26 protein-coding genes are annotated in these 26,151 nt (G+C 65.8%); 11 read left to right on the forward strand and 15 right to left on the reverse strand.

The genetic code is table 11. From position 1 onward, the window contains the following. Window positions 1-13: 13 nt before the first annotated feature. Window positions 14-1,288, reverse strand: coding sequence for an efflux RND transporter periplasmic adaptor subunit (locus SB764_RS25675; RefSeq protein WP_410865439.1), 1,275 nt, complete (start codon window positions 1,286-1,288; stop codon window positions 14-16). A 293-nt stretch (window positions 1,289-1,581) separates the two neighbouring features. Between SB764_RS25675 and SB764_RS25680 the strand changes: the two genes are divergently transcribed. Next, a complete protein-coding gene (locus SB764_RS25680; protein WP_410865441.1) occupies window positions 1,582-2,298 on the forward strand; it encodes a TetR family transcriptional regulator in 717 nt (238 codons plus the stop codon). Here the strand turns inward: SB764_RS25680 and SB764_RS25685 are convergent. The 3 genes from SB764_RS25685 to SB764_RS25695 all read right to left on the reverse strand — a co-directional run bounded on the left by SB764_RS25685 (window position 2,277) and on the right by SB764_RS25695 (window position 5,786). Further along, a complete protein-coding gene (locus SB764_RS25685) occupies window positions 2,277-3,593 on the reverse strand; it encodes an ATP-binding protein (protein WP_183039806.1) in 1,317 nt (438 codons plus the stop codon). The two genes, SB764_RS25680 and SB764_RS25685, sit on opposite strands and share 22 nt — an antisense overlap. Continuing rightward, complete coding sequence (locus SB764_RS25690; protein WP_176081085.1) at window positions 3,568-4,308, reverse strand: response regulator; 741 nt, start codon at window positions 4,306-4,308, stop codon at window positions 3,568-3,570. The genes SB764_RS25685 and SB764_RS25690 overlap by 26 nt, the downstream gene beginning before the upstream one ends. A gap of 419 nt (window positions 4,309-4,727) precedes the next feature. Then, window positions 4,728-5,786: an alkene reductase gene (locus SB764_RS25695; protein WP_065059694.1), complete on the reverse strand. Its 1,059-nt coding sequence runs from the start codon at window positions 5,784-5,786 to the stop codon at window positions 4,728-4,730. Between the two features lie 126 nt (window positions 5,787-5,912). Between SB764_RS25695 and SB764_RS25700 the strand changes: the two genes are divergently transcribed. Continuing rightward, window positions 5,913-6,809 carry a LysR family transcriptional regulator gene (locus SB764_RS25700; protein ID WP_065059842.1) on the forward strand — a complete coding sequence of 299 codons (897 nt, stop codon included), beginning with the start codon at window positions 5,913-5,915 and terminating at the stop codon, window positions 6,807-6,809. A 115-nt stretch (window positions 6,810-6,924) separates the two neighbouring features. Here SB764_RS25700 and SB764_RS25705 read toward each other — a convergent pair whose 3' ends face one another. Next, window positions 6,925-7,818 carry a LysR family transcriptional regulator gene (locus SB764_RS25705; RefSeq protein ID WP_343666141.1) on the reverse strand — a complete coding sequence of 298 codons (894 nt, stop codon included), beginning with the start codon at window positions 7,816-7,818 and terminating at the stop codon, window positions 6,925-6,927. 127 nt (window positions 7,819-7,945) lie between these two features. Here SB764_RS25705 and SB764_RS25710 point away from each other — a divergent pair, with 127 nt between their 5' ends. Together SB764_RS25710 and SB764_RS25715 are read left to right on the forward strand one after the other, a co-directional pair. Continuing rightward, complete coding sequence (locus tag SB764_RS25710) at window positions 7,946-8,929, forward strand: aldo/keto reductase (protein WP_410865444.1); 984 nt, start codon at window positions 7,946-7,948, stop codon at window positions 8,927-8,929. A gap of 57 nt (window positions 8,930-8,986) precedes the next feature. After that, window positions 8,987-9,727, forward strand: coding sequence for an SDR family oxidoreductase (locus tag SB764_RS25715; protein WP_321901926.1), 741 nt, complete (start codon window positions 8,987-8,989; stop codon window positions 9,725-9,727). Between the two features lie 23 nt (window positions 9,728-9,750). Here SB764_RS25715 and SB764_RS25720 read toward each other — a convergent pair whose 3' ends face one another. The 3 genes from SB764_RS25720 to SB764_RS25730 form a co-directional block, all read right to left on the reverse strand. Next, window positions 9,751-10,236, reverse strand: a complete 486-nt coding sequence (locus SB764_RS25720; RefSeq protein WP_410865446.1) for a hypothetical protein — start codon at window positions 10,234-10,236, stop codon at window positions 9,751-9,753. 137 nt (window positions 10,237-10,373) lie between these two features. Then, window positions 10,374-11,600 (reverse strand): MFS transporter, encoded by a 1,227-nt coding sequence (locus tag SB764_RS25725; protein WP_065059699.1) that lies wholly within the window; start codon window positions 11,598-11,600, stop codon window positions 10,374-10,376. Between the two features lie 273 nt (window positions 11,601-11,873). After that, window positions 11,874-12,857 (reverse strand): LysR family transcriptional regulator, encoded by a 984-nt coding sequence (locus SB764_RS25730; protein WP_343666144.1) that lies wholly within the window; start codon window positions 12,855-12,857, stop codon window positions 11,874-11,876. Window positions 12,858-12,993: 136 nt separating this feature from the next. On the opposite strand from SB764_RS25730, the gene SB764_RS25735 reads away from it, so the two are divergent. Continuing rightward, window positions 12,994-14,160 carry a mandelate racemase/muconate lactonizing enzyme family protein gene (locus SB764_RS25735; RefSeq protein ID WP_065059701.1) on the forward strand — a complete coding sequence of 389 codons (1,167 nt, stop codon included), beginning with the start codon at window positions 12,994-12,996 and terminating at the stop codon, window positions 14,158-14,160. Window positions 14,161-14,227: 67 nt separating this feature from the next. On the opposite strand, the gene tehA is transcribed toward SB764_RS25735, so the two are convergent. From tehA to SB764_RS25750, 3 genes are all read right to left on the reverse strand, one after another. Then, window positions 14,228-15,235, reverse strand: coding sequence for a dicarboxylate transporter/tellurite-resistance protein TehA (gene tehA, locus SB764_RS25740; RefSeq protein WP_410865448.1), 1,008 nt, complete (start codon window positions 15,233-15,235; stop codon window positions 14,228-14,230). 151 nt (window positions 15,236-15,386) lie between these two features. Next, window positions 15,387-16,532: an Ig-like domain-containing protein gene (locus SB764_RS25745; RefSeq protein ID WP_410865450.1), complete on the reverse strand. Its 1,146-nt coding sequence runs from the start codon at window positions 16,530-16,532 to the stop codon at window positions 15,387-15,389. Between the two features lie 235 nt (window positions 16,533-16,767). Next, complete coding sequence (locus SB764_RS25750) at window positions 16,768-17,670, reverse strand: LysR family transcriptional regulator (RefSeq protein ID WP_065059704.1); 903 nt, start codon at window positions 17,668-17,670, stop codon at window positions 16,768-16,770. Window positions 17,671-17,775: 105 nt separating this feature from the next. On the opposite strand from SB764_RS25750, the gene SB764_RS25755 reads away from it, so the two are divergent. From SB764_RS25755 to SB764_RS25770, 4 genes are all read left to right on the forward strand, one after another. After that, window positions 17,776-18,981, forward strand: coding sequence for an MFS transporter (locus SB764_RS25755; RefSeq protein ID WP_410865452.1), 1,206 nt, complete (start codon window positions 17,776-17,778; stop codon window positions 18,979-18,981). Between the two features lie 42 nt (window positions 18,982-19,023). Continuing rightward, window positions 19,024-19,830, forward strand: coding sequence for a 2,5-didehydrogluconate reductase DkgB (gene dkgB, locus SB764_RS25760; protein ID WP_074985287.1), 807 nt, complete (start codon window positions 19,024-19,026; stop codon window positions 19,828-19,830). A gap of 80 nt (window positions 19,831-19,910) precedes the next feature. Next, a complete protein-coding gene (locus SB764_RS25765) occupies window positions 19,911-20,327 on the forward strand; it encodes an SRPBCC family protein (RefSeq protein ID WP_074985289.1) in 417 nt (138 codons plus the stop codon). A gap of 127 nt (window positions 20,328-20,454) precedes the next feature. Continuing rightward, complete coding sequence (locus tag SB764_RS25770) at window positions 20,455-20,673, forward strand: hypothetical protein (RefSeq protein ID WP_065059707.1); 219 nt, start codon at window positions 20,455-20,457, stop codon at window positions 20,671-20,673. A gap of 39 nt (window positions 20,674-20,712) precedes the next feature. Here the strand turns inward: SB764_RS25770 and SB764_RS25775 are convergent, their stop codons facing one another. Both SB764_RS25775 and SB764_RS25780 read right to left on the reverse strand, forming a co-directional pair. Then, on the reverse strand, window positions 20,713-22,056 hold the full coding sequence (locus SB764_RS25775; RefSeq protein WP_110327691.1) for a cation:proton antiporter: 1,344 nt from the start codon (window positions 22,054-22,056) through the stop codon (window positions 20,713-20,715). A gap of 61 nt (window positions 22,057-22,117) precedes the next feature. Beyond that, the gene (locus SB764_RS25780) at window positions 22,118-22,579 is read right to left on the reverse strand and encodes a hypothetical protein (RefSeq protein ID WP_373681620.1); all 462 of its coding nucleotides are present in this window, start codon (window positions 22,577-22,579) and stop codon (window positions 22,118-22,120) included. Between the two features lie 221 nt (window positions 22,580-22,800). Here SB764_RS25780 and SB764_RS25785 point away from each other — a divergent pair, with 221 nt between their 5' ends. Beyond that, a complete protein-coding gene (locus SB764_RS25785; RefSeq protein WP_065059709.1) occupies window positions 22,801-23,061 on the forward strand; it encodes a DUF1488 domain-containing protein in 261 nt (86 codons plus the stop codon). A gap of 72 nt (window positions 23,062-23,133) precedes the next feature. Here the strand turns inward: SB764_RS25785 and SB764_RS25790 are convergent, their stop codons facing one another. Together SB764_RS25790 and SB764_RS25795 are read right to left on the reverse strand one after the other, a co-directional pair. Continuing rightward, window positions 23,134-23,400: a DUF1488 domain-containing protein gene (locus tag SB764_RS25790; RefSeq protein WP_065059710.1), complete on the reverse strand. Its 267-nt coding sequence runs from the start codon at window positions 23,398-23,400 to the stop codon at window positions 23,134-23,136. Between the two features lie 85 nt (window positions 23,401-23,485). Further along, window positions 23,486-24,391 carry a LysR family transcriptional regulator gene (locus SB764_RS25795; RefSeq protein WP_410865456.1) on the reverse strand — a complete coding sequence of 302 codons (906 nt, stop codon included), beginning with the start codon at window positions 24,389-24,391 and terminating at the stop codon, window positions 23,486-23,488. 122 nt (window positions 24,392-24,513) lie between these two features. Here SB764_RS25795 and SB764_RS25800 point away from each other — a divergent pair, with 122 nt between their 5' ends. Beyond that, window positions 24,514-26,100 carry an MFS transporter gene (locus SB764_RS25800; protein WP_410865458.1) on the forward strand — a complete coding sequence of 529 codons (1,587 nt, stop codon included), beginning with the start codon at window positions 24,514-24,516 and terminating at the stop codon, window positions 26,098-26,100. The last annotated feature ends 51 nt before the right edge of the window (window positions 26,101-26,151 follow it).

Consider the following 26,151-nt stretch of genomic DNA (forward strand, 5'->3'; position numbering starts at 1 on the left):
TTAACGCGTCACCTCACACTGCGCCAGCGGACGCCGCTGCGGGCGAGGATGCCGAAGCCGCTGCCGAATCCGAAGCCGCGGCGTCGGCGGCGGCAGCCGTCGCCGAAACCGGCGTCGCGCCCTGATCGAGGGCGTGCACGGTCTGGCCCGGCTGCACCTTCATGCCGCCCGACACGACCACGCGATCGCCGACGTTGAGCCCCTTCTCGATGATCCAGTTGTTATCCGTTACGCCGCCCGTGGTGAGCTGGCGCAGTTCGATCTGGTCCTTCGCGTTGACGACGAGCGCCGTCGGGTTGCCCTTCTGGTCGTGCTGCACAGCCGCTTCGGGCAGCAGCACGGCCTGCTCGTTGAAGCCTTCGTCGATGCGCGCGCGCACGTACATGCCCGGCAGCAGCACGTCGTGCGGATTGTCGAAAGTCGCACGCACGGTGACCGAGCCGGTCGTCTGATCGACGGTCACGTCGGAGAATTCGAGGTGGCCCGTGCCCTTGTAGGGCTGGCCGTCTTCGAGCACCAGTTGCACCTTCGCGGCGTGCGGGCCGGTCAGCGTGATCTTGCCGTCGGCGGCGGCGCGGCGCAGCTTCAGACCGTCGACGCTCGATTGCGTCAGGTCCACGTACACCGGATCCATCTGCTGCACGGTCGCGAGTTCGGTCGCGCCGCTCGACTGCACGTACGCGCCCGGCGTCACCGACGACTTGCCGATGCGGCCCGTGATCGGCGAATAAACGGTCGTGTAGCTCAGGTTGATCTTCGCGGTTTCCACGCTCGCGGCGTCGGCTTCGACGTCGGCTTGCGCTTCGTCCGTGGCGGCCACGGCGTTGTCGTAATCCTGCTTGCTGACCGCGTTGGCCGCGACCAGCACCTTGTAGCGATCGGATTGCGCCTTCGCGGCGACCAGCGTCGCGCGCGCCTTCGCGAGCGCGGCCTTGGCGTTGTCGAGCGTCGCCACATAGGGCGCCGGATCGATCTGATAGAGCAGCTGGCCGGCCTTCACCTCGCTGCCTTCGACGAAGGTGCGCTTGAGCAGGATGCCGGTGGCGCGCGCCTGCACTTCGGCGACGAGATGCGCGCTCACGCGGCCCGGCAGATCGACCGTCACGGGCACGGCAGTCGTCTGCACGCGCATCACGTTGACTTCCGGCGTGGCGGAGGCCGCTTGTTGCGGTTTATCGGAGCAGCCTGCGAGGCCGATGGCGGCGCAAATCACCGCGCACTGCGCGGCGAGCGTACGGAGTGACGGCGTTCCCGGTGTGATGGCGTAGTTTCCTGAGTGTCTTGTCATATTCGCTAGAGGCGCGCCGGGCCCATGCCCGGCTGGCTTACCAATCCCTTAACCATTGCTTCACGCGGAATTTACGCAAACTGCAAGCGCGCCGGGTTACGCGAAAAACGCTCCGTAAGATTCACTAAGCAAACGCGGCGCGGGCGTTGATAAGATCGGCGCGAATTGATGTCCTACCCGGATGTCCTGCGCGGATGTCCTGCCCGCGCTCGCGCCGTATCGTCGCGCCATCGGGTGTGAGGGCCGGATGCCATGACGGTGCGGGACGCACGGAATTTGAAGGGCCGATTGATATGAGAAGGACGAAGGAGCAATCGCTCGCGCAGCGCCAGACGCTGCTCGATTGCGCGGAGCAGATCTTCTACAGGAAGGGATTCGCGGCCGCCACGCTCGAGGAAATCGCCGGCAAGGCGGGCGTGACGCGCGGCGCGATCTACGTGCATTTCCGCAGCAAGGCCGCGATATTCGAGGCGCTGTTCGAGCGCCCCGACCTGTCGCTCGCGCCCTTCGATCTGCCCGCGCGGCCGGCGACGGCGCGGCCGATGGACTGGCTCGCGCAGGAGTTGCGCGCGCGCCTCAAGCGCATGCTCGGCAATCGCTCGGCGCGCCGTCTTTACGGCATCGCGCTCGCGGACGCCGAATCGGTCCGCCGCAACGCGCCGCTCGCCGCGCGCATGCAAAGCGCGGCCACGCACGCCGAAACCACCATCGCCGCCGTGCTCGACGACGCCGCGCATCTCGGCGAGATCGAGGGGCCGCTCGACGCGCTCGGGTCCGCGCGCTTCATCTATTCGGCTCTCACGGGTTTCTTCTGCCGCCAGCTATCGAGCGGCCAGCCCGCCGCCGACGATGTGCTCGTCGCGCGCGTGGTGGAAACGGTGTTGTGCTGCGTGCAGTTGAGCGTGTCCGATCACGTGCATCAACCGGCGGCGATGCGCGAGACACCGGCGCGCGTCAGTGGCGCGCCGACGTCCATCGGCAGCGCCGATCAACCCGCCTTGCGCGGATAAGGAAAGCTCATCGTGACGACGAAGCCGCCGCGCGGATCGTTGGCGACATCCATCGCGCCGTCGTGATGACGCACGAGGCGGCGCACGATCGCGAGACCGAGGCCGCAATGCGCATCGCCGCCGCGCGCCGCGTCGAGCCGCACGAACGGACGCTGCACGCGATGCAGATCCGCTTCGGGCACGCCCGCGCCGTGATCGCGCACGCGCAGCACGTAACGGCCATCGGCGAGCTTCGTCGACACTTCGACCGGCGGCTCGCCATACGTGAGCGCGTTTTCGATCAGGTTCGAGAGCATGCGGTCGAGATCGACGGCGGGCAGCATGAAGCCGTCGCCTGCGTGGAGCGCGAGCTTGACGAGTGCGCCGTCGTCAGCGTCTTCCGCTGCTGCCGTTGCGCCCGATTCGGCTGAATCGCCCGCGTGCGCGCCGTAATCGCGGCGGCAATGCGCGTCGACGCTCACGAACGCCGAATCGCTGACGTTCTCGCGCGCGAAGTCGAGAAACTGCGTGACGATGCGCGACATCGATTCCGTTTCGCGCAGGAACGCCGCGCGATCTTTCGGCGTGGCGAGCAGATCGGCGCGCAACTGCATGCGCGTGATGGGCGTGCGCAGATCGTGCGCGATGCCCGCGAGCATGACCGAGCGCTCGCGCTCGCTTTCGGCGAGTTCGCTCACCATGTCGTTGAAATCGCTGACCAGTTCGCGCACTTCGTGCGGCCCCGCCTGCGCCACGCGATGCACGCCGCGCCCGATGCGATACTCGCGCGCCGCACGCGCCAGTTCGCGCACGGGACGCTGCACCTGCCACGCAAAAATCACCGCCGTGACGATCGCGAACACGAGCGTAAGCGCCGAAAAACCCATGAAGCGGCTGAGCGGCGGCATGAAGCCCGGCATCACGATCCAGTATTTCGCGTCGCGCTGACGCACCCACACGCTGCTGGTGTCCGGCTCGACCACGACGTGACTGCCCTCGCCCAGACGCGGACGCAAACTCTCTTCGAGCGGACCATTCGTATCCGTGCACGGCGCGGGACAGCCCGCCTCGATCGCATGCGCCACACCGACGTAATGAATGCCGAGCGTGTCCGCGACGTGTTCGGCGAGCACCGGATCGCGCTCGCGCACCTGCGCCGCTATCACGAGATTGTTGAGCGAGCGCTGCGCGTCGATCTTCGCGCGCTCCTTGTCGATCAGCAGTAGCGCCATCACATGCACCAGCACCACGAGGCCGACGATCATCAGCGAAAGGCGGCCGAACAGCGTGTCAAGCGGACGGAAGGGAAGCTTCATCGGCGTCATCGTCGGGAACGAACATATAGCCCACGCCGCGCATGGTTTGCAGGCGGCGCGGGTTGGACGGATCGACTTCGATCAGACGGCGCAGACGCCACACCGGCACGTCGATGCCGCGCTCGGTCACGGCCGCGCCCGGCCCGTGCAAGAGATCGAGCAGCTTCGCGCGCGAGAGCGTTTCCATCGGATGCTGCGCGAAGATTTCGAGCATCGCGTACTCGCTGCCCGTGAGCTTGACCGGCTCGCCGTCGCGCAGCAGCGTGCGCGTGGCGAAATTCAATTCGAACGGACCGAAACGGCATGGCGCGCGGCGTTCGGGCGCACCGCGATCGGGCTCGCCCTGGCGGCGCAGCACGGCGCGAAGGCGCGCGAGCAGTTCCTGCGGCATGAAGGGCTTGCCGAGATAGTCGTCGGCGCCGAGTTCGAGGCCGATCACGCGGTCGGCGCCATCGGCACGCGCGGTGAGCATGATGACCGGAATACGGTCGCCGCTCGCGCGCAACTGCTTGAGCGCCGTGAGGCCGTCGACGCCCGGCATCATCACGTCGAGCACGATGACCGAGGGACGCTCGCGTTCGAGGCGGCGTTCGAGCTGGGTGGCGTCGTGCAGCACCGAGAACGCGATGTTGCGCTGCTGGAAAAATTCGCGCAGGAGGTCGCGCAGCGATTCGTCATCGTCGACGAGCAGGACCTGGAACTCAGGATCGGACATCGTGGACGCCTCCGGGTGAAGCACAACAGTGGGCGGCGGAAGGATGGCGCTGGGTCACGGCGGGTCTTTGCAAATCAGGGTGTGGCGGTTCGAATGGCGAAATGGCGCGGTGCGGTGTCGAAGCGGTTCGACACGCGGCGCATGGGGGTATTGTGCCTGTGTTGGCGGGGATGTGGCGGCGAGGGATGTTGCGGGGGATGAATGCACGGCGGACCGTGTGATCCGCAACGGCCTTTGCCTGAAGAATATCAGTCAGGCAAAAGGCCGCGCGAATTTCGCCTGCATCATGCAGCCGTCGCCTTCACAGGAAGTCACCAGCGGCTGGTCCGGCACGACCTTCATCGGCGTCGAATTCGCGGCGGCAGAACCGTTCAGCTTCCCGGCCTCACGGTTCTGCTCATTAACCTTGGCGCCTGCGCTCAGCCAAGCGTCGGATAGTCGGTATAGAACTGCGCCGTCCCGCCAAAGAAACCTTCGCGGCGCGGCTCGTTCATCGGCGCGTGGGTCTTGATGCGCTCGACGAAATCCGGATTCGCCAGCACCATCGCGCCGTACGATTCGAGATCGGCCACACCCGACGCCACGTCGGCGCCCACCTGCTCCCGCGCACGCCCCGCGCGGTTCACCATCAGCGTGCCGGTCCAGCGCGCGCGAATGTCGGCGAGCAACGCCTCATCGCCCTGATGCGCGATGTGAAGATACGCGAGGCCCAGTTTGTCGAGCGCCGTCACCAGATAGCGGTACAACGCGGGACCTTGCTCGCCCTCGTCGATGCCCCACAGCGCCATGCCCGGCGACAGACGGATCGCCGTGCGGTCCGCGCCAATCTCCTTCGCGATGGCCGTCGCGACCTCGATCGCAAAGCGCGCGCGATTCTCGATCGAACCGCCGTATTCATCGGTCCGCACGTTCGCGCTCGGCGCGAAAAACTGCTGCACGAGATAGGCATTCGCGCCGTGAATCTCCACGCCGTCCGCGCCCGCTTCGATCGCACGGCGCGCCGCATGCGCGAAGTCGGCGACCGTGGCGCGGACTTCCTCGGTCGAAAGCGCGCGCGGCACCGGAATGTCCTGCATGCCCTTCGCCGTGAACATGCCGGAGCCCGGCGCGATGGCGGACGGCGCGACACCGGCGCGATGATGCGGCGTGTTATCCGGATGCGACATGCGCCCCGCGTGCATCAGCTGAATGAACAGGCGGCCGCCTTTCGCGTGCACCGCGTCCACGACCCGCTTCCAGCCGGCCACGTGCGCATCGGTGTAGATGCCCGGCGTGGTCAGATAGCCCTGGCCGTCGGCGCACGGCTGCGTGCCTTCGGTGACGATCAGGCCGACGCTCGCGCGCTGCGCATAGTAAGTCGCGGCGAGATCGCCCGGCGTGCCGTCGAACTGGGCGCGCGAACGCGTCATCGGCGCCATGACCAGGCGGTTGCGCAGCGCATGACGGCCGACGCGGACGGAATCGAACAATTGCTTCATGACCAGCTCCTCGAATGGGTTGAACGCAGACGGTTCGGACCTGCGATGGCGCCATCATCGGATGCTTCATGAGGAAGATAAAGACGGCTAATCGGATATCATTGATCCACTCATGGAGCAATGAAGATGGACGATTACCTCAATGACATGGCCCTCTTCGTCGAGGTCGTAAAGGCCAAGGGCTTTCGCCACGCCGCCGACGCACTGGGCATCCCGAACTCCACGCTCTCGCGGCGCATCAGCGCGCTGGAGAAGCACATCGGGCTGCGGCTGCTGCATCGCACGACGCGCAAGATCGAGCTGACCGAAGCCGGGCAGATCTATTTTGAGCGCTGCAAGCGCATCGTCGACGAGGCGCGGCTCGCGCACGCCCAGCTCGGCACGCTGCTCGCACAGCCCAGCGGCACGCTGCGCGTCTCGCTGCCGGTGGATTTCGGCGTGACCTATCTCGCGCCGCTTGTCGTGGAGTTCGGCGAGCGATATCCGGGCATCGGTTTCGATCTCGATCTCACGCCGCGCCGCGTCGATCTCGTGAGCGAGCCGTTCGACGTGGCGATCCGTATCGGCGAATCGGAAAACTCGCAGTTGATCGCGCGTTTGCTGGCAACGCTCACGCCCTCGCTGTTTGCGTCGCCCGCGTATCTGAAACGTTCAGGCGTGCCGGAGAAACCCGCCGATCTCGAACGGCACGAATGTCTGACGATCCTGAAGGCTGCTTCATGGACGCTGCACGACGGTCAGCGCAAACGCGCGGTCACGGTGCCGGTCGGCGGACGCTATGCGCTCAACAGCGTGGGGATGATTCGCCGCCTCGCCACGCTCGATCGGGGCATCGTGCTGGTGCCGCGCGAAGTGGTCGCCGACGATCTCGCGATTGGCGCGCTGGTGCCCGTCATGCCGCAGTGGCACGGCACACCCACGCCGATCTACGCGATGACGGAAACACGCTTGCTGCCCGCGAAAACGCAGCGGTTTATCGAGTTCCTGCAAGCGCGACTGGCCGAGCAAACGCAGCGCGCCTGAACGCCGCATTCACGCTTGCTTGCAAGGCGCGAAGATCACTTTGCACACTTCGGCGAGGTGTTGCGCGCGTGCATCCTCGGTCGTGATCACCGCCAGTGCGCGCCAGCCCATTCACCTACACCCCGCCCCGCAACGCATCGGCGACAACCGTAAACGCCGGTGTCGGCTGCCGTCGGCTCGGGTAATACAGATAGAAACCAGGAAACGGCGCGCACCAGTCGCTCAGCACGCGCAGCAGTTCGCCGCGCTCGATATGCGCCAGCACGCGCGCCTCGGGCACGCACGCGAGTCCCGCGCCCGCAAGCGCGGCGCGCACCGCCAGCGTCGCCGTATTGAAGATCAGCCGGCCTTCCACACGCACCTTGAGCGCGCGCCCGGCCCTTTCGAACTCCCACGCGTAGAGGCTCCCGGCGGTCGGCATGCGGATGTTCACGCAGTTATGCACGGTCAGATCCTGCGGCGTTTTCGGCTTCGGATGGCGCGCGAAATACGCCGGCGTACCGACCACGGCCATCCGGATGTCCGGCCCGATGCGCACGGCGACCATATCGCGCGCGACCTGCTCGCCGAGCCGCACGCCCGCATCGAGCCGCTGCTCGACGATATCGGTCAGCCCGTTGTCGATCACAAGTTCGATCGTGATGTCCGGATACGCAGGCAGCAGCTTTTCGATGGCGGGCCAGAGCAGCGATTCCGCCGCGTGCTCGCCCGCCGCGATGCGCACGATGCCCGCCGGTTTCTCGCGCAGCGCCGTCAACGCGGCCAGTTCGGCCTCGACTTCGTCCAGCCGCGGACCGACCGACTGGATCAGCCGTTCGCCCGCTTCGGTCGGCGAGACGTTGCGCGTCGTGCGCGCAAGCAGCCGCAAGCCCAGACGCGCCTCCAGATTGCGCACGGTCTGGCTCAGCGCCGACTGCGAGACGCCCAGTTGCGCGGCCGCTTTCGTGAAGCTGCCCTCGCGCGCCACGGCGAGAAATGCGGTGATATCGGCAAGATCGGAACGCGCCATGATTAATAAGCCCAGCTTCTAACTTCATCCCGATTCTAGCGCTTAATCGCAAGACGCCGCGCTGCTACATTGATCGTCGTGCCGCTGTCGGAGTCGCGACGGCAACTCAACGCATAAGGAGTCGACGATGAAAAAACGTGTTCTCGGGAAGAGCGGGCTCGAAGTGTCCGCGATCGGTCTGGGCTGCATGGGCCTGAGCTACGGCTACGGCCCCGCCACCGACAAGGCCGATGCCATCAAGCTGATCCGCGCCGCGTTCGAGCGCGGCGTAACCTTCTTCGACACCGCCGAAGCCTACGCGCAAGGCGCGAACGAGGCATTGCTCGGCGAGGCGCTCGCGCCGGTTCGCGACGAGGTGGTGATCGCGACCAAATTCGGCTTCGAAGGCGGCGACGTGCAGAAAGGCGTCAACAGCAAGCCCGACAACATCCGCGCCGTGACCGACGCCGCGCTCAAGCGGCTGCGCACCGATCGCATCGATCTGCTGTATCAGCATCGCGTCGATCCGGACGTGCCGATGGAAGACGTCGCGGGCGCGGTGAAGGAGCTGATCGCGCAAGGCAAGGTCAAGCATTTCGGCATGTCGGAAGCGGGCGCGCAGTCGATTCGCCGTGCCCATGCCGTGCAGCCGGTCGCGGCGCTGCAAAGCGAATATTCGCTGTGGTGGCGCGAGCCCGAGCAGGAGATTCTGCCGCTGCTCGACGAACTCGGCATTGGTTTCGTGCCGTTCAGTCCGCTCGGCAAAGGCTTTCTGACCGGCGCGATCGACGCGACGACGAGCTTCGACAAAACGGATTTCCGGAACGTCGTGCCGCGTTTTTCGGAGGAAAACCGCCGCGCCAATCAAGCGCTCGTCGATGTGCTCAAGCAGATCGCCACGGACCTGAACGCGACGCCCGCGCAAATCGCGCTCGCCTGGCTGCTCGCGCAAAAGCCGTGGATCGCGCCGATTCCGGGCACGACCAAGATGCATCGAATGGAAGAAAACGTCGGCGCGGCGGCCATCGAATTGACCGCTGAAAATCTGCGCGACATTGAAACGGCGTTCGCGAACATCGCCGTGAAGGGCGACCGCTATCCGGCGCATTTGCAGGCGCGCGTCGGCAAGTAAGCGGCCGGGCGCGCGGCTGAGGATCGCCCGCGCCCGCCCCCCGTTCAAAGGAACACTATGTCAGCCAATATCGCAGGAAAAGTCATCGTCATCACAGGCGCGAGCAGCGGGCTCGGCGAAGCCGCCGTGCGCCGTCTCGCCGCCGCCGGCGCGAAGCTCGTGCTCGGCGCGCGGCGCGTCGATCGCCTCGTGGCGCTGGCCGCCGAACTCGGGTTGCCGGAGAACGCCGCCGTCGAAACCGATGTCACCGATGCGAGCCAGGTTCAGGCGCTCGTCGATCACGCAGTTGCCACGCATGGCCGTATCGACGTGTTGATCAACAACGCCGGTCTGATGCCGCATTCGCCGCTCGAACGCGGCAAAATCGCGGACTGGGATCGCATGATCGACGTGAACATCAAGGGCGTGCTGTACGGCATCGCCGCCGCGCTGCCGCCTATGACGCGGCAAAAGAGCGGTCATATCATCAACGTGTCGTCGGTCGCGGGGCACAAGGTCGGCAAGAACAACGCCGTGTATTGCGCGACGAAAACGGCGGTGCGCGTGCTCTCCGAAGGGCTGCGCCAGGAAGTGAAACCGCACAACATCCGCACGACGATCATCTCGCCGGGCGCGGTGCAATCGGAGTTGCCGCAGAGCGTGACCGAAGCCGATGTGGCGGCCGGGATCGCCGACTTCTACGAGAAGTTCGCGATTCCCGCCGACAGCTTCGCGCGCATGGTCGCCTTCGCGATCGAGCAGCCCGACGACGTCGACGTCAACGAGATCCTGTTCCGGCCGACGGCGCAGGAGGTCTGAAGCGTGGTGTAGCGCGGCGTGCCTCAGTGCACGACCATGCCGTTGTACTGCGCGTTGCCCGCGCCCGCCGCGATATTGATGCCGATATTGCCGCTGACGTTGGCGAGCGCGCCCGCGCCGAGTGCGGCCGTGCCGCTGCCCGTCATGTGCGCGGTGCCCTGCACGGTCTGCTGCGAGACGATTTCCGCGCGCGACGTGCCGACGAGCGCGATCTGATTGGCCTGCACATTGAACGCCCCGGCGACGAGGTTCACGCCCGCGTTGCCGGTCGCGCCGCGCAGCACGTCCGCGCCCACCGAGGCCGATGGCGCGGCGAGATCCGCGTTGCCTGCCGTGCTCTGCACCGCGGTGAGCTTCACCGGCGCGAAGACGGCGGCGCTGTCGTCGTCGCTCGATACGGAGACTGCGGAGATCGCGGACAGTGGCGTCGCGCTATCCGCGAACGCCGACGTCGCGCCCGCACACGTGGCCGCGCACAGCGTCGCGGCAATCAACAAACGTAGATTCATCGGTGGCTCCCCGGCGTGGTCGAATGAGTGGGATAGCTGCGATATCGACCTTTACGGGCGCGCTTGAAGTGCGGGTTTTCCCTGGGCATCGAGGGCAAGCCTTCGGGTGGGATGACGCCCTGTTTTATTGCGCCAACTCACGCTGATTCAGCCCTTTTCACCGGCGCTTCAACCGTCCCTTTCACCGGCAGCAGCACGATCACCAGCACGGCCAGCGCCGCCACCGCCGCGCCCGTGACGTAGTTCGCGCCCAGACCGCGCGCATCGACGATATAGCCCGCCAGCACCGTGCCGCAGCCGATGCCGACCTGGGTGGTGAGCGTGAACATCGCGGACACCGTCTCGTCCTCGATATCGCGAATCTGCCGATGCCACATGTTCAGCGCGAGCGGCAGCGCGCCCCACGCCACGCCCCACAGCGCGACCAGCGCGAGCACCGCGCCGCGCAGGCCCGTCGCCGCGGGCAGCGCCAGCAGCGTGACGGCCATCAGCACAGTCGCGCCGAGCAGCGTGTGACGCAGGCTGCGCGCCACGTAGCGGCTCGCGAGCGCATTCGAGAGGAAACCGAACGCGCCGTACGCGAGCAGCACCCACGTCGCGTCCTTACCCGCGAATCCGGCTTCGTTGAGCAGCGGCACGAGAAACGTGTAGGTGCCGAAGTGCGCGGCGAACAGCAGCGTGATCGTGGCCATGCTGCGCTGGGCCATGCGGTTGCGCGCGAAGGCCAGCAGGCGCGCCGCGCCGGGCGTCGCCGAGGACGTGGCCGCAAGCGCGGGCAGCGCAACGATCTGCACGATCAGGGCGATGGCCGAGAGCGCGGCCGCCGCGAGAAACGCGCCGCGCCACGAGGTCAGATCCGCGACGAAGGTACCGAACGGCACGCCCACGATCATCGCCGTCGTCGCGCCGCCGAACACTGCCGCCGCTGCGTAATGCACGTGATCCGCGCGCACCAGCCGCCCGGCGACCGCCAGCGCCATCGACCAGAACGCGCCGAGACTGGCGCCGACCATTGCGCGTCCGAGCAGCATCCAGCCGAATTGCGTCGACACCGCCGACGTGAGCGCCGACGCCAGCAGCAGCACCGAAAGCGCCAGCAACAGCGTGCGCCGGTCGATCCGCTTGCCGACGAGCAGCACGCCCGGCGCGGCCAGCGCGGCGAACAGGCCCGGCAGCGTCATCATCAGACCGCCGTGTCCGGCGCTCACGCCGAACGATTTCACCACGTCCGGCAAGACGCCGACCGGCAGAAACTCGGTGGTCACCGAAGCGAACGAACCGAGCGCGAGCGAGGCCACGGCGGGCCATGCATCGCGCGAAGTATCGGGGGCGGATTGACGAAGCGGAGAATCGATTTCAGACATAAAGCGCCAGCCGGCCGAACGAATCGCATTCAGCCGACGATGGATGAGGGGAGCGGGAGGCGGACGCCTCGCAATGAACGGCGTCGGTGAATCCAGCACGAACGCCGGCACAGTCCAACGACAGGGACACATCGCGTGCAGCGAAGCGGCCGTCGCGGTTCACGAACGCACAAACGCACAAACGCACAAACCAACGCAAACGCGAATGTTAGCGCGAGTCAGCCAACACTGGAAGCCGCGCGTAAGCTGCACGCCCGACTTCCCCGCGTGCATTCAGCGCTTCGCCCTGCCCGCGTTTTTACGCGCCGGTTTGCGCACCGTCTTGCCTGGCGGCGCGGGCTGGCTCACGTCCACGGGCACGAACGGCGCTTCGAAATGCTTGACGAGAAAGTCGATGAAGGCCCGCGCGCGCGGCGACTCGTTGCGCTGACCCGGATAGTAGACGTACAGATCGGCGGACGGCAGCACCACCTCGGGCAGCACGAGTTTGAGCCGCCCGCTCTGGATGTATTTCGCGAGATCCCATTCCGAGCGGATCAGAATGCCGTGGCCGTCGAGCGCCCATCGCAGCACGATATCGCCATCGTTGCTGGACAGCGCGCCGCTCACCTTCAAGGCTTCCAGATGATCCGCCTGCATGAAGCGCCACACGCCCGACGCGTCGTCGTTCTGCGTGTGAATGATGCAGCGGTGATCGACCAGATCTTCCTTGCGCCGCGGCACGCCATGCCGTTCCAGATATTTCGGCGATGCGCACAGAAAACGCCGGTTGCTCATCAAGCGGCGCGCGCGCAGACGCTGGTCCGGCAACTCGCCGAAACGGATCGCCATATCGAACGCGCCTTCGACCAGATCGACGGGCCGGTCCGTCACCTCGAACTGGATATCGACACGCGGATAGCGCCGCGCGAACTCCGACACCAGCGGCGCGATCGTGGTGCGCCCGAAACCCAGCGTCGCGTTGATGCGCAGGCGTCCGTGCGGATCGGCGGGCGAACCGGCCATCGCGTCCTCCATCTCGCGCACCTGGTCGAGAATCTGCGCGGCGTAACGCGCGAAGGTCTCGCCTTCCGGTGTCAGGCTCACGCTGCGCGTGGTGCGGTTGACGAGCCGCGTGCCGAAGCGTTCTTCGAGGATCCCGAGCCGCTTGGTCGCCGCCGGCGGCGTGATGCCGATCGAGCGCGCCGCGCCCGAGAGACTCTTGAGCCGCGCCAGCTGCACGAAGAACGCGAAGTCGGAAGTCGAATCAGTTCTCACTTTGGGTAAAGAATGAAATGAATTGAGGTGAAGTATAGGCGGCCCGGCGACGGCTATGCTACTTCCCATTGCGCCACGCTACTTAAACCGCTCAACCCACATTGCGCGCCCACGCATCCATCCAGGAGACCGCCTCATGAGAATCGTCGAGATTCGCGAGCAAACGCTGCCGATCAGTTCGCCGATCCGCAACGCCTATATCGACTTCAGCAAGATGACGCTGAGCCTCGTCGCCGTGATCACCGACGTGATCCGCGACGGCAAGCCGGTCGTCGGCTACGGTTTCAATTCGAATGGCCGTTACGGTCAAGGCAAGCTCATGCGCGAGCGCTTCATTCCGCGCCTGCTCGAAGCCGATCCCGCCTCGCTCGTCAACGACGCGGGCGACAATCTCGACCCGCACAAAATCTGGGCGACGATGTTCACCAACGAGAAGCCCGGCGGCCACGGCGAGCGCTCGGTGGCGATCGGCACGATCGACATGGCCGTGTGGGACGCGGTGGCGAAGATCGCGGGCAAGCCGCTCTTTCAACTGCTCGCCGACCGCTACGGCAACGGCGAGCCGAACCGCAAGGTGTTCGTCTATGCGGCGGGCGGCTATTACTATCCCGGCCAGAATCACGACAAGCTCAAGGACGAGATGCGCAGCTATCTCGATCGCGGCTACACGGTGGTGAAGAAGAAGATCGGCGGCGCGTCGCTCGACGAGGACCTGCGCCGCATCGACTCGATTCTGAGCGTGCTCGGCGACGGCCAGAAACTCGCGGTCGATGCGAACGGCCGCTTCGATCTCGACACCGCGATCCAGTACGCGAAGGCGCTCTCGCAATACGACCTGTTCTGGTACGAGGAAGCGGGCGATCCGCTCGACTTCGAATTGCAGGCCGCGCTGCGCAACTACTACGACAAGCCGATGGCGACCGGCGAGAATCTGTTCTCGATGCAGGACGCGCGCAATCTGATCCGCTACGGCGGCATGCGCGCGGACCGCGACTGGCTGCAATTCGATTGCGCGCTGAGCTATGGTCTCGTCGAATATCTGCGCACGCTCGACATGCTGCATCAGCATGGCTGGTCGCGCAGCCGCTGTATTCCGCACGGCGGCCATCAGATGTCGCTGAATATCGCGGCGGGTCTCGGGCTGGGCGGCAACGAGTCGTATCCGGATCTGTTCCAGCCGTTCGGTGGCTTCCCCGACGGCGTGAAGGTCGAGAACGGTTTCATCACGATGCCGGATCTGCCAGGCATCGGCTTCGAGGGCAAGGCCGATCTCTACGCGCAAATGCAGAAGCTGTCCGCCTGAACAAGCGCGCGTTTAACGAAAAAAAGCCTCACGGATGTGAGGCTTTTTTGCATGACGTGTCGCTCGATCAGGACACCGCGCGCGCCGGCAGCAGCTTGCCGTCCCACAGCAGCGCGGCCGTCTTGAAGAACAGCAGGCCGATCACCAGGTTCGAGGCCGCGAACAGCACGAACGCCAGTTCGTGTTCCCAGTGCCGTGCGCCGCGTTGCGCGATCAGCATCGCCAGCGTGGGCAGCGCGGCCGTGCCGAAGCTGAAGGCCCAGTACGACGGCGCGAAGGCTTGCGCACGGATCCACGGCAGCAGACGCAGCAGCAGAAGCGCCTGATACAGACCGTAGCCGAGCAGCGCGTAAGCGATCAAACCCGTCGTGCCGGTCAGCCCCGTCGTCAAACCCGTATGTGCCGCCGTGCCGGTAATCGCCATCCACGCCACGCCGCCGACCACCGGCGGCGCGAGTTGCACGCCGAAGCCCGGGCGCAGTGCGGGCGCCGTCGGTGCGGCATGCGCGGCGCGGTTGAGCAGCATCGATTCGATCGCGAGCCACGAGAGCGCGCCCGCACCGAAGAACAACATCGCGAGTTCGGGAAGACCAAAAGCGGCAGCCGTGGTCGCGGCCACGAAGCCCGGCGCGACGGTCGGCAGATAGATCGCCGGCGTGACGAGTTCCGCATTGCGCGCGCCCTGCCAGAGCCGTCCGTGCAGCATCACGCCGATACCGAGTTGCGCGAGCGCGCCCGCCGCGAACAGGGCCAGCGCGAGATCGGGCGACCAGAGCTTGATCGCCTGCGCCGCCAGCATCGTCGACACCGGGCCGAGCGCAACGAACGACGACTGCACTTCGTGCGCCCACTCCTTGCGCGCGGCCTCGCGGTGCGCGATCCACTTGATTGCATACATCGTCATGATCGCGCCCCACACCACGAGCGCGACAATGGTCAGCACCTGCGCCGCCACCGCCGGCACTTCCCAGAGCTTCGCCGCGACGCGCCACGCGCCCGCCAGCGCCAGCGCGCCCACTGCGATGCCGAAAAAGCCCGCGGGCATCGGCTCATGCTTGGTGATCCATGCGTTCATGATCCACTCCAGACTTGAGACGGCGGATGCCGTCGTTCGATGGAGTGACTTTAGGCGCGCGGGCGTCTGGCGCGAATGCCGGGGGCGCTCAGGAATATGCCCGATCGTCTCAAGCGTCGAAATCCGCGCCGAAAGCGCGCGCCATGCCGCGTCACGACGCCGTCTGCGCGAAGTCCAGCACGGCCTTGAACCAGCCCGACGTCGTATCGATGACGAGCAGCGCGCCCGTCGACGGATCGACCTGACTGCTCGAAATCCACAGGATGCAGCCGTCCGCGCCCGCCGCGCGCAACGCGTCGAGACGGAAGGTCATCTGGTCGTAGGTAAGCAGATGTTCCGTGCCCGCGCTGTCGGTCCAGACCGGCGTGATGTACGGCAGCACTTTTTTCGACGTGCCGTTGAGCGTGTCGAACGCGCGCGACTGGGACACGGCGAAGCTCGCGGCCGAACTCCAGTTGGCGTCGCCGGTCGCGGTGCCGTCGTAGTTGTAGTTGTACAGCGACGGGCTGTAGTAATCGACCAGCGCGGCCACGTTCGCATATTGCGGATTGAGCGCGCTGTACGTCGCCTCGGTCGAACTGCTCCAGCCGAAGGTGTTCTGCGGCACCTCGCCGTAAAGCCCGACCACGGCGCCCGGATTGTCGGCCTTGAACAATTGCAACGCCTCGCTCAGATTCTCGACGATGGTCTGGCCGTTGCCCGTCGCCACGCTCGGGTAGAAGCGCTTCGTGTCCCACACTTCGAGGTCGAGCGAAACGGGCGTCTTGCCGGTGCTGTCGGCGGCCTCGGCGGCGGTCGCGATCTTGGTGCTGTCGACGTCGTATTCGTCGGTGCAACTGGACAGCGGACACGTCACGAGCTTGCTCGAATAGATCAGGTTGAGCGGCGCGATGCGCTCGCTCTCGAACCACGCATCGGTCATCGAGTGCGTGCCGCTCGCGTCCTGATACTGCTTGAGCTTCAGGAACTCGTAGATCGAAAACGGCTTCGCGCAGGTCACGGCGATCGTGGCCGTGTGACCGTCGGTCGTGCTCACGCTGATCGTGGCCGAGCCCGCTGCCACGCAACTCACCGCGCCCGCCGACGAAACCGTGGCAATCGACGTGTCGCCGCTCGACCACGCAATCGTGCTGTTCGCGGGCAGCACGGTCGCCTGCGCCGCCGCCGATTTGCCGACCACCAGCGCGAGCGTGGTGGGCGTGACGCTCAGGCTCGTGGTGACGGCGGTGCTGGCAGTGGCGCTGGTCGTGGCGGCGTCGCCCGGCGTGCCGCCGCCGCACGCGTTGAGGGACACCATCGCGGCGCCGAGCAGCGCCGCCCTCACAACCCGGCTTGAAACCTGGCGTAAATCCCGGCGAAAAAGCCGTAGCGGGATTCGGCTCGAAAACGTCATGTACAACCTTTATGAAATGCAGGGGATCGCAGCGGCGCGCGCGTGCTGGCGGCGCCTTTCTCCTTGTCGGCCAAATGGGGCGCGACTTGAGGGTGCGAGTTGAGCGCGCAACGATGACGAAGCCGCCCAGGCACCGCACTCACCGCGCGAATTCGCTGTCGCGCACGGCCTCGATCAGATAGTCGACGAAAGACGCAATGCGCGCTGAAATCGCCGTATTGCGGTAGTAGACCGCGTTGATCGGCTGCAGTACCTCCAGCGTCTGCGCTGTAAAAAGCTGCACGAGCGCGCCTTCGCCACGGTCGCGCGCCGTCATGAAATCGGACAGACAGACGATGCCTTCGCCCGCCAGCGCGAGTTGCCGCAGCGTCTCGCCGCTGGACGAACGGATGCCCGGCGCGATGCGATACGGCGCGTTATCCGGCCCCGCGAGCGGCCAGACGTTGAGCGCCTCGGGCTCGGTGAAACCCAGCAGCGTGTGCTTCGCGAGGTCCGCCACGCGGCGCGGCTGGCCGTGCGTCTTCAGATACGCGGGACTCGCGAGCACGCGCACGCGGCTGCGCCCGACCGGCTTGCTGTGCAGCGTGGAGTCCTTCAACTGGCCGATGCGGATCGCGACGTCCGTGCGCCGCTCCAGCAGATCGATGATCCCTTCGTTGCTGTTCAGCTCCAGCTCGATCTGCGGATAGCGCGCACGATAGCCCTGCACGAGCGGCACGATCACATGCAGCATGAACGGTGTCGCCGCGTCCACGCGCAGGCGGCCCGAAGGCCGTTCGCGGCGCGCGGCCATCTGCTCCTCCGCGCCCTCCACCGACGCGATGATCGCCCGCGCGTCGCGCAGAAACGCGCTGCCCTCCTCGGTCAGTTCGAGACGCCGCGTCGTGCGCCGCAGCAACGTGGTCCTGAGCTTGTCTTCCAGACGCCCCAGCGTGCGGCTGGTGGCCGAAATCGTCAGCCCGAGCTGATGCGCGGCCGCCGTGATCGAACCCGTATCGACCACGCTCACGAAGGCTTGCAGTTCATCCAGTGTGACTTTCATTCTTGATTTGAAATCAAAACTCTTTCGTTTATAGACGACTTTTTCTGCAAAAGTAAAGCGGGCACACTGCGTCCTGTTCAAAAAACCGCTGGAGCCCCTTTCGCCATGACCCCGCCCCTCACTTCCGCGCCCGCACGCGAAGGCCACGCCTGGCTGTCACTGCTGGCGCTCGCCATCGGCGCATTCAGCATCGGCACCACCGAGTTCTCGCCGATGGGCCTGCTGCGCGTGATCGCCGAGGGCGTACACGTGTCGATTCCCCGCGCTGGCATGCTGATCACCACTTACGCGATCGGCGTGATGGTCGGCGCGCCGCTGATGACGCTCGCGCTCTCGCGCTGGTCGCGCCGCAGCGCGCTGATCGTGCTGATGAGCCTGTTTACGATCGGCAACCTGCTCTCGGCGTTCGCCTCGGACTACACGACACTGCTGCTCGCGCGCCTCGTCACGAGCCTCAATCACGGCGCGTTCTTCGGCCTCGGTTCGCTGGTCGCCGCGAGCGTGGTGCCGCGCCACAAGCAGGCGAGCGCCGTCGCCACCATGTTCATGGGCCTGACGATCGCCAATATCGGCGGCGTGCCCGCGGCCACCTGGCTCGGCCAGACCATCGGCTGGCGCATGGCGTTCGCGGCGACCGCGGGGCTCGGCGTGCTGACGATGCTGATCCTGCGCGTCGCGCTGCCCCAGGGCGCAGCGGGCCAGGCACCCAACCTGCGCGGCGAATTGCAGGTGCTCACGCGCCCGGCCGTGCTCACGGCGATGGCGACCACCGTGCTGGGAGCGGGTGCGATGTTCACGCTCTACACCTATATCGCGCCGACGCTCGAACAGATCACGGGCGCCTCGCCGACCTTCGTCACGGCCATGCTCGTGCTCGTCGGCGTGGGTTTTTCGATCGGCAACGCGGCGGGCGGCAAGCTCGCGGACCGCTCGCTCAACGGCAGCCTCGTCGTGTTCCTGACGCTGCTGGTCGCGATCATGCTGGCGTTCCCGCTGCTCGCAAAAACGCATCTGGGCGCGGCGTTCGCCGTGGTCGTGTGGGGCCTCGCCACCTTCGCCGTGGTTCCGCCGCTGCAGATGCGCGTGATGCGCGCCGCCGCCGAAGCGCCGGGCCTCGCCTCCTCGGTCAACGTGGGCGCCTTCAATCTCGGCAACGCCGTGGGCGCGGCGGCCGGCGGCGCGGCGATCTCGGCGGGCTTCAGCTATGCCGCCGTGCCGGTGGTCGGTGCGCTGATCGCCGTCTCGGGCCTCGCGCTGGTGCTCGTGCAGATCGCCCAGAATCGCCAGCCCGCGCCAAGCGCCGCGCGCTGATTTCACGCTGCTTTTTCAATCGATTACTTTACGGAGTCCAACATGAGCAACATTCCCGCATTCGGTCTCGGCACGTTCCGCCTGCAAGGCCAGGTCGTCATCGACTCGGTGCGCAACGGTCTCGAACTCGGCTATCGCGCCATCGACACCGCGCAGATCTACGGCAACGAAGCCGAAGTCGGCGAAGCCATCGCGGCCTCGGGCGTCGCGCGCGACGACCTCTTTCTGACCACCAAGATCTGGGTCGACCACTATTCACGCGAGAAGCTGATCCCAAGCCTCAAGGACAGCCTCCACAAACTGCGCACAGACGCCGTGGATCTCACGCTGATCCACTGGCCCGCGCCGAACAACGGCGTCTCGCTCGACGAATTCATGAGCGCCCTCGCCGAAGCAAAGCAGCAAGGTCTGACGAAGCAGATCGGCGTGTCGAATTTCAATATCGAACTGACGAAGCAGGCCATTGCCGTGGTCGGCAAGGACAACATCGCGACGAATCAGATCGAATTGAGCCCATACCTGCAAAACCGCAAGCTCGTCGACTTCTTGCAGCAGGCAGGCATTCACGTGACCTCGTACATGACGCTCGCGTATGGCAAGGTGCTCGGCGACCCGGTGATCCGCGCCATCGCCGAACGCCGTCACGCGACGCCCGCCCAGGTCGCGCTCGCCTGGGCGCTGCGGCTCGGCTACTCGGTGATTCCTTCGTCGACGAAACGCGAAAATCTCGCGAGCAACCTGCTGGCGCAGACGCTCGAACTCAGCGACGACGACATGGCGCAGATCGCGGCGCTCGAACGCAATGGCCGCGAAGTGAGCCCCGAAGGTCTCGCCGCACAGTGGGACTGAGGCGCTGAATCGAGCGCTTTTCGAAGCTTCGCGGCGTGCGCGCCGCGAAGCTCGCAACACGTATTCTCAAAGGAAAAATGATGGCAAGCGTGAGCGTATCCGTCGATATCGACGCGCCCGTGGAATCGGTCTGGGCCTTGCTGGGCAACTTCGACGGCCTGCCCGGCTGGCTTGAATTCGTGCGCTCGTCGCGGCTTTCGGACGACGGGCGTCTGCGCCACCTCGAAGCGATCGACGGCGCGATCATCGTCGAAGCGCTACTCGAGCACAGCGACACGGAGCGCTTCTATCGCTATGCGATTGTCGAAGGCCCCGATCCGGTGACGGGCTATGAGGCCGAGGTGTCGGCGCGGCGTATCGACGCAAACCGTACGACCGTGACGTGGGCCAGCCGCTTCGAGCCGATCGATGCGCACCACGCGGATTCACTTGTTGGGCATTACTCAGTGCTCTACCGCGCGGGGTTGAACCGGCTGAAGTCGCTGAGCGAAAAATAACGCTGCAATAATCCCGCGCTGCGACTTTAGCCACAAAATCGCAGCGCAGCATCGCCGCCCGCCTGCGGACCCGCTATTTCCCTTAAAATGGTGGCTTATCCACCCCACCCCGCAAGGCGACGCGCTGATGGAACAAGAGCGATACAAGGGCTATGTCCTGTGGGGACATGCCATCGCGCAGCAGGAAGAACTGCTCGCACCCGAGCGCTATGCGGGAAGCGGCACCATCACGCTCGACCTCAAGCTGGTCGAAGCGTCCGGCATACTCGGCACCTTCGACACCGAGCAGGAAGCGCAGGACGCCGGGCTCTCCTGGGCGCGCGCGTGGGTGGATTCGCACGGATAAGCGCACGGATAAGACCAGGCATCAAAACAAGCGGCGCGCTCAGGCCGCCGCTTTTCCACGCGCCCGCTCGCGTGCACGCCGTGCATCCTCATGCCGATAGTAGCGGCCCAGCACATAGCCCGCCGTCGATCCATGCAGCAACACGGAGATGACGATGGCGTCGAGCGCCGCGGGCAGCACGGGGCGCAGCACATCGCCCGCTTCGGCCAGTCCCCAGACCGCGTAATAGAACGCGCCCACGCCGCGAATCCCCATCCAGGCCATCAGGCAGCGCTGCCGCGAGTCGGCACGCGCGCCGATCATCGACACCAGCACGGCAAGCGGACGCACCACGAACACCAGCACGAGCGCGAACGAGACCGCGCGCCAATCGAGCATCTCGCGCCAGTGCGCCGACACCACACAGCCAATAATCAGCAGTACGGATAATTCGGCGAAGCGCTCGATTTCGAGCGTGAAACCCGTCATGCTCTCCGCGAGCAACACGTGCGCACGCTGCGGATCTTTCGCGGCCTCCACGCGCTCGCCAAGCTGAATGGTCTCCAGCGTCTCGGCGGGCCGTCGCTCGCCGGTCGCGCGCAATTCCTCGTGGCGCAGCGCCACGCCCGCCGCGAACACCGCCACGAACGCATACGCGTGCAGCAGCAACGCGGTGCCATACGCGACCGACATGAGCCCGATAGCGATGAAGCCATCGAGACCCACCGCTTCGCCATAACGCGTACGCAGATGAAAAACGAGGCGCACGCACAGCGTGGCCAGCACCGCGCCGACCAGCAGCGCCCCCGCAACGCCCCAGACGAGCGAGAGCGCGAAGGTCGCCGCGTTCGCCATGCCCGTGACGTGGACGCCGCACAACGCGAGGCCGAGCAAGGCGAACGGCAAGGCCGCGCCGTCGTTGAGTCCGCCTTCGCCGGACAGTGCGAAGCGCACAGGTTCCGCGTCGCCCGCTTCCTGCACGCGCAATTCGTTGGCAAGCACCGGATCGGTCGGCGCCAAAGCGGCGGCGAGAAATAGCGCAACGCCAGGCGCGGCGCCCATCGCAAGGCCGAAGCCGAACATCAACGCGACGCTGATCGCCATCGCGAGCACGCCGAGCCGCAGCGGCAAGATCCAGAGCGGATCGAGCAGACGCACGCGCAAATGCATGCCCACCGAAAACAGCGAGATCACGAGCCCGGCTTCGGCCAGCACCGCAAGCGTGGACGCGTTGTCGGCAAGATCGGCGTGAACGAGACCCAGCACGCCTGGTCCGACCACGACGCCCACCGCGAGATAAATCATCGCACCCGTGAGCGGCAGGCGCGCGATCGGCCCGCGCGCGAGCGCCACGAACATCAGCAGCACGCCGACCAGCAAAAACCACAATGCTTCTTCCGACATCGCTCGTGCGTTTTCCTTTTCCTTGTGTCGATGAGAACTGCCTGCGCGTCATCCGTCGAGGCTAAATGTCTTCCGGACCTTCGATGCGATCGGGCAATACATCATCATCAGGACGCAGGGTTTCGTCGCCGTCGGCGGACGCGCGTTCGCCCGTGCCGCTTCGGTCGGTGTCGCTGCGTTCTTCATCCGCGCCTAATTCGAGCGCGTGATTGTCGAGCTCCGTATCGCGGTCGAATTCGTGGCGCTTCGCGCCGATCGTATCGCTGCCGCTATCCGAGGAGTCGCCGGGTCCGAGCGATTCGATATCGTGTCCGGGCGCGACGGGCGGCGTCTCTTCGCCTGCGTTGTCGTTGTCGGGGTCGAGTGTGCTGGTCATGATGTCCTCCGTCACGGTTGTCGTGCATGGCACACACTCACCTGTGCAAACGCCGAACCCGGCTCGAACCATAATGAGCGCCGCTATGTTTGCCGGTATGTTTTTACCGACAAAGTCGAAATTACCTTCATCGATAAAAACTGACATATGCCGCGCGAACGCCTACGATTCGTAGAGCTGAAAGACACGCAGTGCGCGAATTTTTTTCTCGCGCATAATGAAGTACACCGAGGACGTAACAGCGTTTCGCGTGGCAAGTCATGCAAGGACCGGCAGGACTGCACCTTGCTGCGCCAGACAGGCCCGGCCAATCCGCAGAGGATTGGCGCCGGGCATTTTCACTACGCCAAACTTCACGGAGGATCGAGATGAGAATCGAGTTTACGAATCGACGTCATAGCGTGGCGGCTGCGCGCATTGCGTTCGAAGCGCATGTCGACGACAGGCCGGTCTGGTGCAGCGTGTCGATGGACGCGCTCAATACACGCTTCGGCAATGAAGGCACGTCGTCGAGTTCGCTATTGAGTGCGTTCGACGCCAATCGGCCCACCATTGAGCGCGCGGCACGCCATGCGCTCTCGAAGAATGGCGGTCAGTCGCTCGAGCTCGAACCCGGCGATTTCTCGTGAATCGACGCGCCGCGCGCCGGGATGCGCGCGGCGCGCTCGCTCCCTTCCCCACATTCGCGTGATTCGGGTCATTCAATAAAAGTCGCGAGAAAACAGCGGACACCGTCCCGCCGCGAGACGCTGCGGAATGACGCGTTGCGCCACCGCTTCGATGCGGCTGCGATGACGGTCGAACGCGGCGATCATGCTGTCGCGACGCGAACGGCTCGCACCGAAATGCTCTTCTATGGCTTCGAGCGACAACTCGCAGATCACCTCGACGCCATCGACGAATGCCGCGAACGCAATGGTCCGGTTCGTCGTCCAGAATGCGGGTCCGGATGGAAAATTTATTAGCAACGTAGTTCTCCGACGAAAGCGCACCGTATGCGCGCTGGGCAAAAGCGCATTTTTCGCGCCCGCGCTGCCACGCTGCCCGATCGAATCAGGTGCCAATCATCTCCGGAATGCGCGCCCTCAAGGCGTCGATGGCCACGCGCGTCTTCGCGCGCAGGTTCCGCACCTGCGGCCACACCGCATAGATTTCCTGCGAACGCACGCGATAGCTGTCGAGGACCGGCACGAGCGCGCCGCTCGCCAGATGACGCGCGACCAGCCAGCAAGGCAGCCACGCCAACCCATGACCGTCGATGGCGGCGCTCGCGATCGCCTGCACATCGTCCATGCTGATCTGCGTGCGGATACGCACGGGCTGCGTCTGCGCGTTCGGGCCGCGCGCGTCCCACGGTGCGATCACGCCCGCGCGCGAATAGGCGATGCCGGTGTGATCCGCGAGATCGGCGAGACTGGCGGGCGTGCCGTGTTGCGCCAGATACGCGGGCGCCGCGGCGATCACGATGTGCTGCGTGCCCAGATGGCGCGCCGCCAGCGTGGTGCTGTCGCGCAACTCGCCGATGCGCACGGCAAGATCCACCCCCTCTTCGATCAGATCGGTATAGCGGTCCGTGAAAGACAGATCGATCTGCAATTGCGGATACTGCTGCGCGAGATCGAGCAGCACCGGCGCGACGCACCAATGCCCGAAAGCCTCGGGCACGCTCACGCGCAGCCGCCCGCCCGGCTCCACGCGGCTGATGTCGAATGAGGCTTCGGCGTCGTCGAGTTCCGCGAGCGCGCGCACGCAGCGCTCGTAATAGCACTGCCCTTCGGTCGTCAGCGTCTGGCTACGCGTGCTGCGATGAAGCAGGCGCACGCCCAGCCGCGTTTCCAGCCGCGTAATGGCCTTGCCGACCGCCGAGCGCGTGAGATTCAGCCGCTCGGCCGCCAGCGCGAAGCTGCCCGCCTCCACGACCTGCACGAAGGTCGCAACACCATCCAGTTTGTCGTTCATTGGTTCCTCATGGGAATCCTGATAGGGACACAAACGCGTCAATACGGGAATTTCATTCCCATAAACTGAGTGTAGCCGATTCGACGACACGCGAATCTCCCCCGCTCACCTGGAGTTCCCACATGCAGCTATCCGAACTCGGGCAAGACCTCGCCCGCGAAAACCATGACCCGCTGCGCCCCACCCAGATGCGCCGGAACACCCTCGCGCTGATCGCCGTCTGCCTCGCGGCCATGATGTTTTCGCTCGAAATTTCGAGCGTGCCGATGATCCTGCCGACGCTCGAAGTCGTGCTGCACGGCGACTTCAAGCAGATGCAATGGATCATGAACGCCTACACGCTCGCGTGCACGACCGTGCTGATGGCGACCGGCACGCTCGCCGACCGCTTCGGCCGCAAGCGCGTGTTCGTCGTCACCATCGTGCTGTTCGGCGCGGCGTCCTGGCTGTGCGGACTGGCGTCGAGCACGGCGGCGCTGATCGCGAGCCGCTTCGTGCAAGGCGCGAGCGGCGGCGCGATGCTCATCTGCCTCGTGGCCGTGCTCTCGCATCAGTTTCCGCAAGGCGCGGCGCGCGCACGGGCATTCAGCGCGTGGGGGATCGTGCTCGGCATCGGCCTCGGATTCGGCCCGCTGGTGGGCGGCGCGATCGTGGCGCTGTCGAGCTGGAAATGGGTGTTCTGGGTGCATGTGGCGATCGCCGTGGCGACGCTCGGCCTCGCGCTCGCCGGCGTGCGCGAATCGCGCGACCCGCAGGCGCGCAAGCTCGACATCGCGGGCATGGTCACGCTGTCGGCGGCGGTGTTCGGCTTCGTCTGGACCATCACGCAAGGCGCGGATATCGGCTTTTTCAGCGTGCCGGCGCTGAGCGTGCTGGCCGCGAGCGCCGCCAGTTTCGCGGCGTTCGTCGCGATCGAATTGCGCGCCGCGCATCCGATGTTCGACTTCTCGGTTTTCAGAATCCGCAGCTTTTCGGGCGCGCTGCTCGGCTCGGTCGGCATGAACTTCAGCTTCTGGCCATTCATCATTTATTTGCCGATCTATTTCCAGAGCGTGTTGCGCGAAGGCCCGCTGGCCTCCGGACTGTCGCTGCTCGCCTACACGCTGCCGACGCTCGTGTTCCCGCCCATCGGCGAGCGCCTCGCGCTGCGCTTGCAGCCCGCGCGCGCGATTCCGGCGGGCCTCTTCACGATCGGCTTGGGCTTCCTGCTGATGCGCGCGGGCAGCGCCTTCGGCCACGGCCACGCGCTGGCCGTGCTGCCCGGCTGCCTCGTCGCGGGTGCGGGGCTCGGCGTCACCAACACGCCGGTCACGAACACGACGACCGGTTCGGTCTCGGCGGACCGCGCGGGCATGGCCTCGGGCATCGACATGAGCGCGCGCATGGTGACGCTCGCCATCAACATCGCGCTGATGGGATCGCTGCTTGTCGCGAGCGTCGCGCGCCATCTGCAGGACGCGCTCGGCGGCGCGGCGCAGGCGGTGTCGTGGCAGGCGCTGGCCGCGCGCGTGGCGGCGGGCAATTTCACGCCGGGCGACGGCTCGATCGGCCACGCTGATTTTGAAACGCATTTTGAACCGTATTTCGAAACGACAGCCCGTGCCGCGCTCGAAGCCGGTTTCAACACGCTGATGCTGTACGGCGGCCTCGCGGTCTGCACGCTTGCGGTGCTCAGCTATCTGATTTTCTCGCGCAGGCCAACGCGTTGAAGATGGCTTCTTCCTGCAAACGCGCCGCCGATCTATGTCATATTGGCGGTC

The organism is Paraburkholderia sp. SIMBA_027 (assembly GCF_046535315.1).
Classification (GTDB): Bacteria; Pseudomonadota; Gammaproteobacteria; order Burkholderiales; family Burkholderiaceae; genus Paraburkholderia; species Paraburkholderia tropica.

Bases quoted from the DNA above. Each gene is read 5' to 3' on its own strand.
- SB764_RS25785 (WP_065059709.1), top strand. From the start codon at position 22,801: ATGAGAATCGAGTTTACGAATCGACGTCATAGCGTGGCGGCTGCGCGC.
- SB764_RS25705 (WP_343666141.1), bottom strand. From the start codon at position 7,818: ATGGCGCGTTCCGATCTTGCCGATATCACCGCATTTCTCGCCGTGGCG.
- SB764_RS25690 (WP_176081085.1), bottom strand. From the start codon at position 4,308: ATGTCCGATCCTGAGTTCCAGGTCCTGCTCGTCGACGATGACGAATCG.
- dkgB (WP_074985287.1), top strand. From the start codon at position 19,024: ATGAGCAACATTCCCGCATTCGGTCTCGGCACGTTCCGCCTGCAAGGC.
- SB764_RS25675 (WP_410865439.1), bottom strand. From the start codon at position 1,288: ATGACAAGACACTCAGGAAACTACGCCATCACACCGGGAACGCCGTCA.
- SB764_RS25770 (WP_065059707.1), top strand. From the start codon at position 20,455: ATGGAACAAGAGCGATACAAGGGCTATGTCCTGTGGGGACATGCCATC.
- SB764_RS25735 (WP_065059701.1), top strand. From the start codon at position 12,994: ATGAGAATCGTCGAGATTCGCGAGCAAACGCTGCCGATCAGTTCGCCG.
- SB764_RS25725 (WP_065059699.1), bottom strand. From the start codon at position 11,600: ATGTCTGAAATCGATTCTCCGCTTCGTCAATCCGCCCCCGATACTTCG.
- SB764_RS25695 (WP_065059694.1), bottom strand. From the start codon at position 5,786: ATGAAGCAATTGTTCGATTCCGTCCGCGTCGGCCGTCATGCGCTGCGC.
- SB764_RS25795 (WP_410865456.1), bottom strand. From the start codon at position 24,391: ATGAACGACAAACTGGATGGTGTTGCGACCTTCGTGCAGGTCGTGGAG.
- SB764_RS25710 (WP_410865444.1), top strand. From the start codon at position 7,946: ATGAAAAAACGTGTTCTCGGGAAGAGCGGGCTCGAAGTGTCCGCGATC.
- SB764_RS25715 (WP_321901926.1), top strand. From the start codon at position 8,987: ATGTCAGCCAATATCGCAGGAAAAGTCATCGTCATCACAGGCGCGAGC.
- tehA (WP_410865448.1), bottom strand. From the start codon at position 15,235: ATGAACGCATGGATCACCAAGCATGAGCCGATGCCCGCGGGCTTTTTC.
- SB764_RS25780 (WP_373681620.1), bottom strand. From the start codon at position 22,579: ATGTCAGTTTTTATCGATGAAGGTAATTTCGACTTTGTCGGTAAAAAC.
- SB764_RS25745 (WP_410865450.1), bottom strand. From the start codon at position 16,532: ATGGTGTCCCTCAACGCGTGCGGCGGCGGCACGCCGGGCGACGCCGCC.
- SB764_RS25720 (WP_410865446.1), bottom strand. From the start codon at position 10,236: ATGAATCTACGTTTGTTGATTGCCGCGACGCTGTGCGCGGCCACGTGT.
- SB764_RS25800 (WP_410865458.1), top strand. From the start codon at position 24,514: ATGCAGCTATCCGAACTCGGGCAAGACCTCGCCCGCGAAAACCATGAC.
- SB764_RS25775 (WP_110327691.1), bottom strand. From the start codon at position 22,056: ATGTCGGAAGAAGCATTGTGGTTTTTGCTGGTCGGCGTGCTGCTGATG.
- SB764_RS25755 (WP_410865452.1), top strand. From the start codon at position 17,776: ATGACCCCGCCCCTCACTTCCGCGCCCGCACGCGAAGGCCACGCCTGG.
- SB764_RS25750 (WP_065059704.1), bottom strand. From the start codon at position 17,670: ATGAAAGTCACACTGGATGAACTGCAAGCCTTCGTGAGCGTGGTCGAT.
- SB764_RS25700 (WP_065059842.1), top strand. From the start codon at position 5,913: ATGGACGATTACCTCAATGACATGGCCCTCTTCGTCGAGGTCGTAAAG.
- SB764_RS25680 (WP_410865441.1), top strand. From the start codon at position 1,582: ATGAGAAGGACGAAGGAGCAATCGCTCGCGCAGCGCCAGACGCTGCTC.
- SB764_RS25685 (WP_183039806.1), bottom strand. From the start codon at position 3,593: ATGAAGCTTCCCTTCCGTCCGCTTGACACGCTGTTCGGCCGCCTTTCG.
- SB764_RS25765 (WP_074985289.1), top strand. From the start codon at position 19,911: ATGGCAAGCGTGAGCGTATCCGTCGATATCGACGCGCCCGTGGAATCG.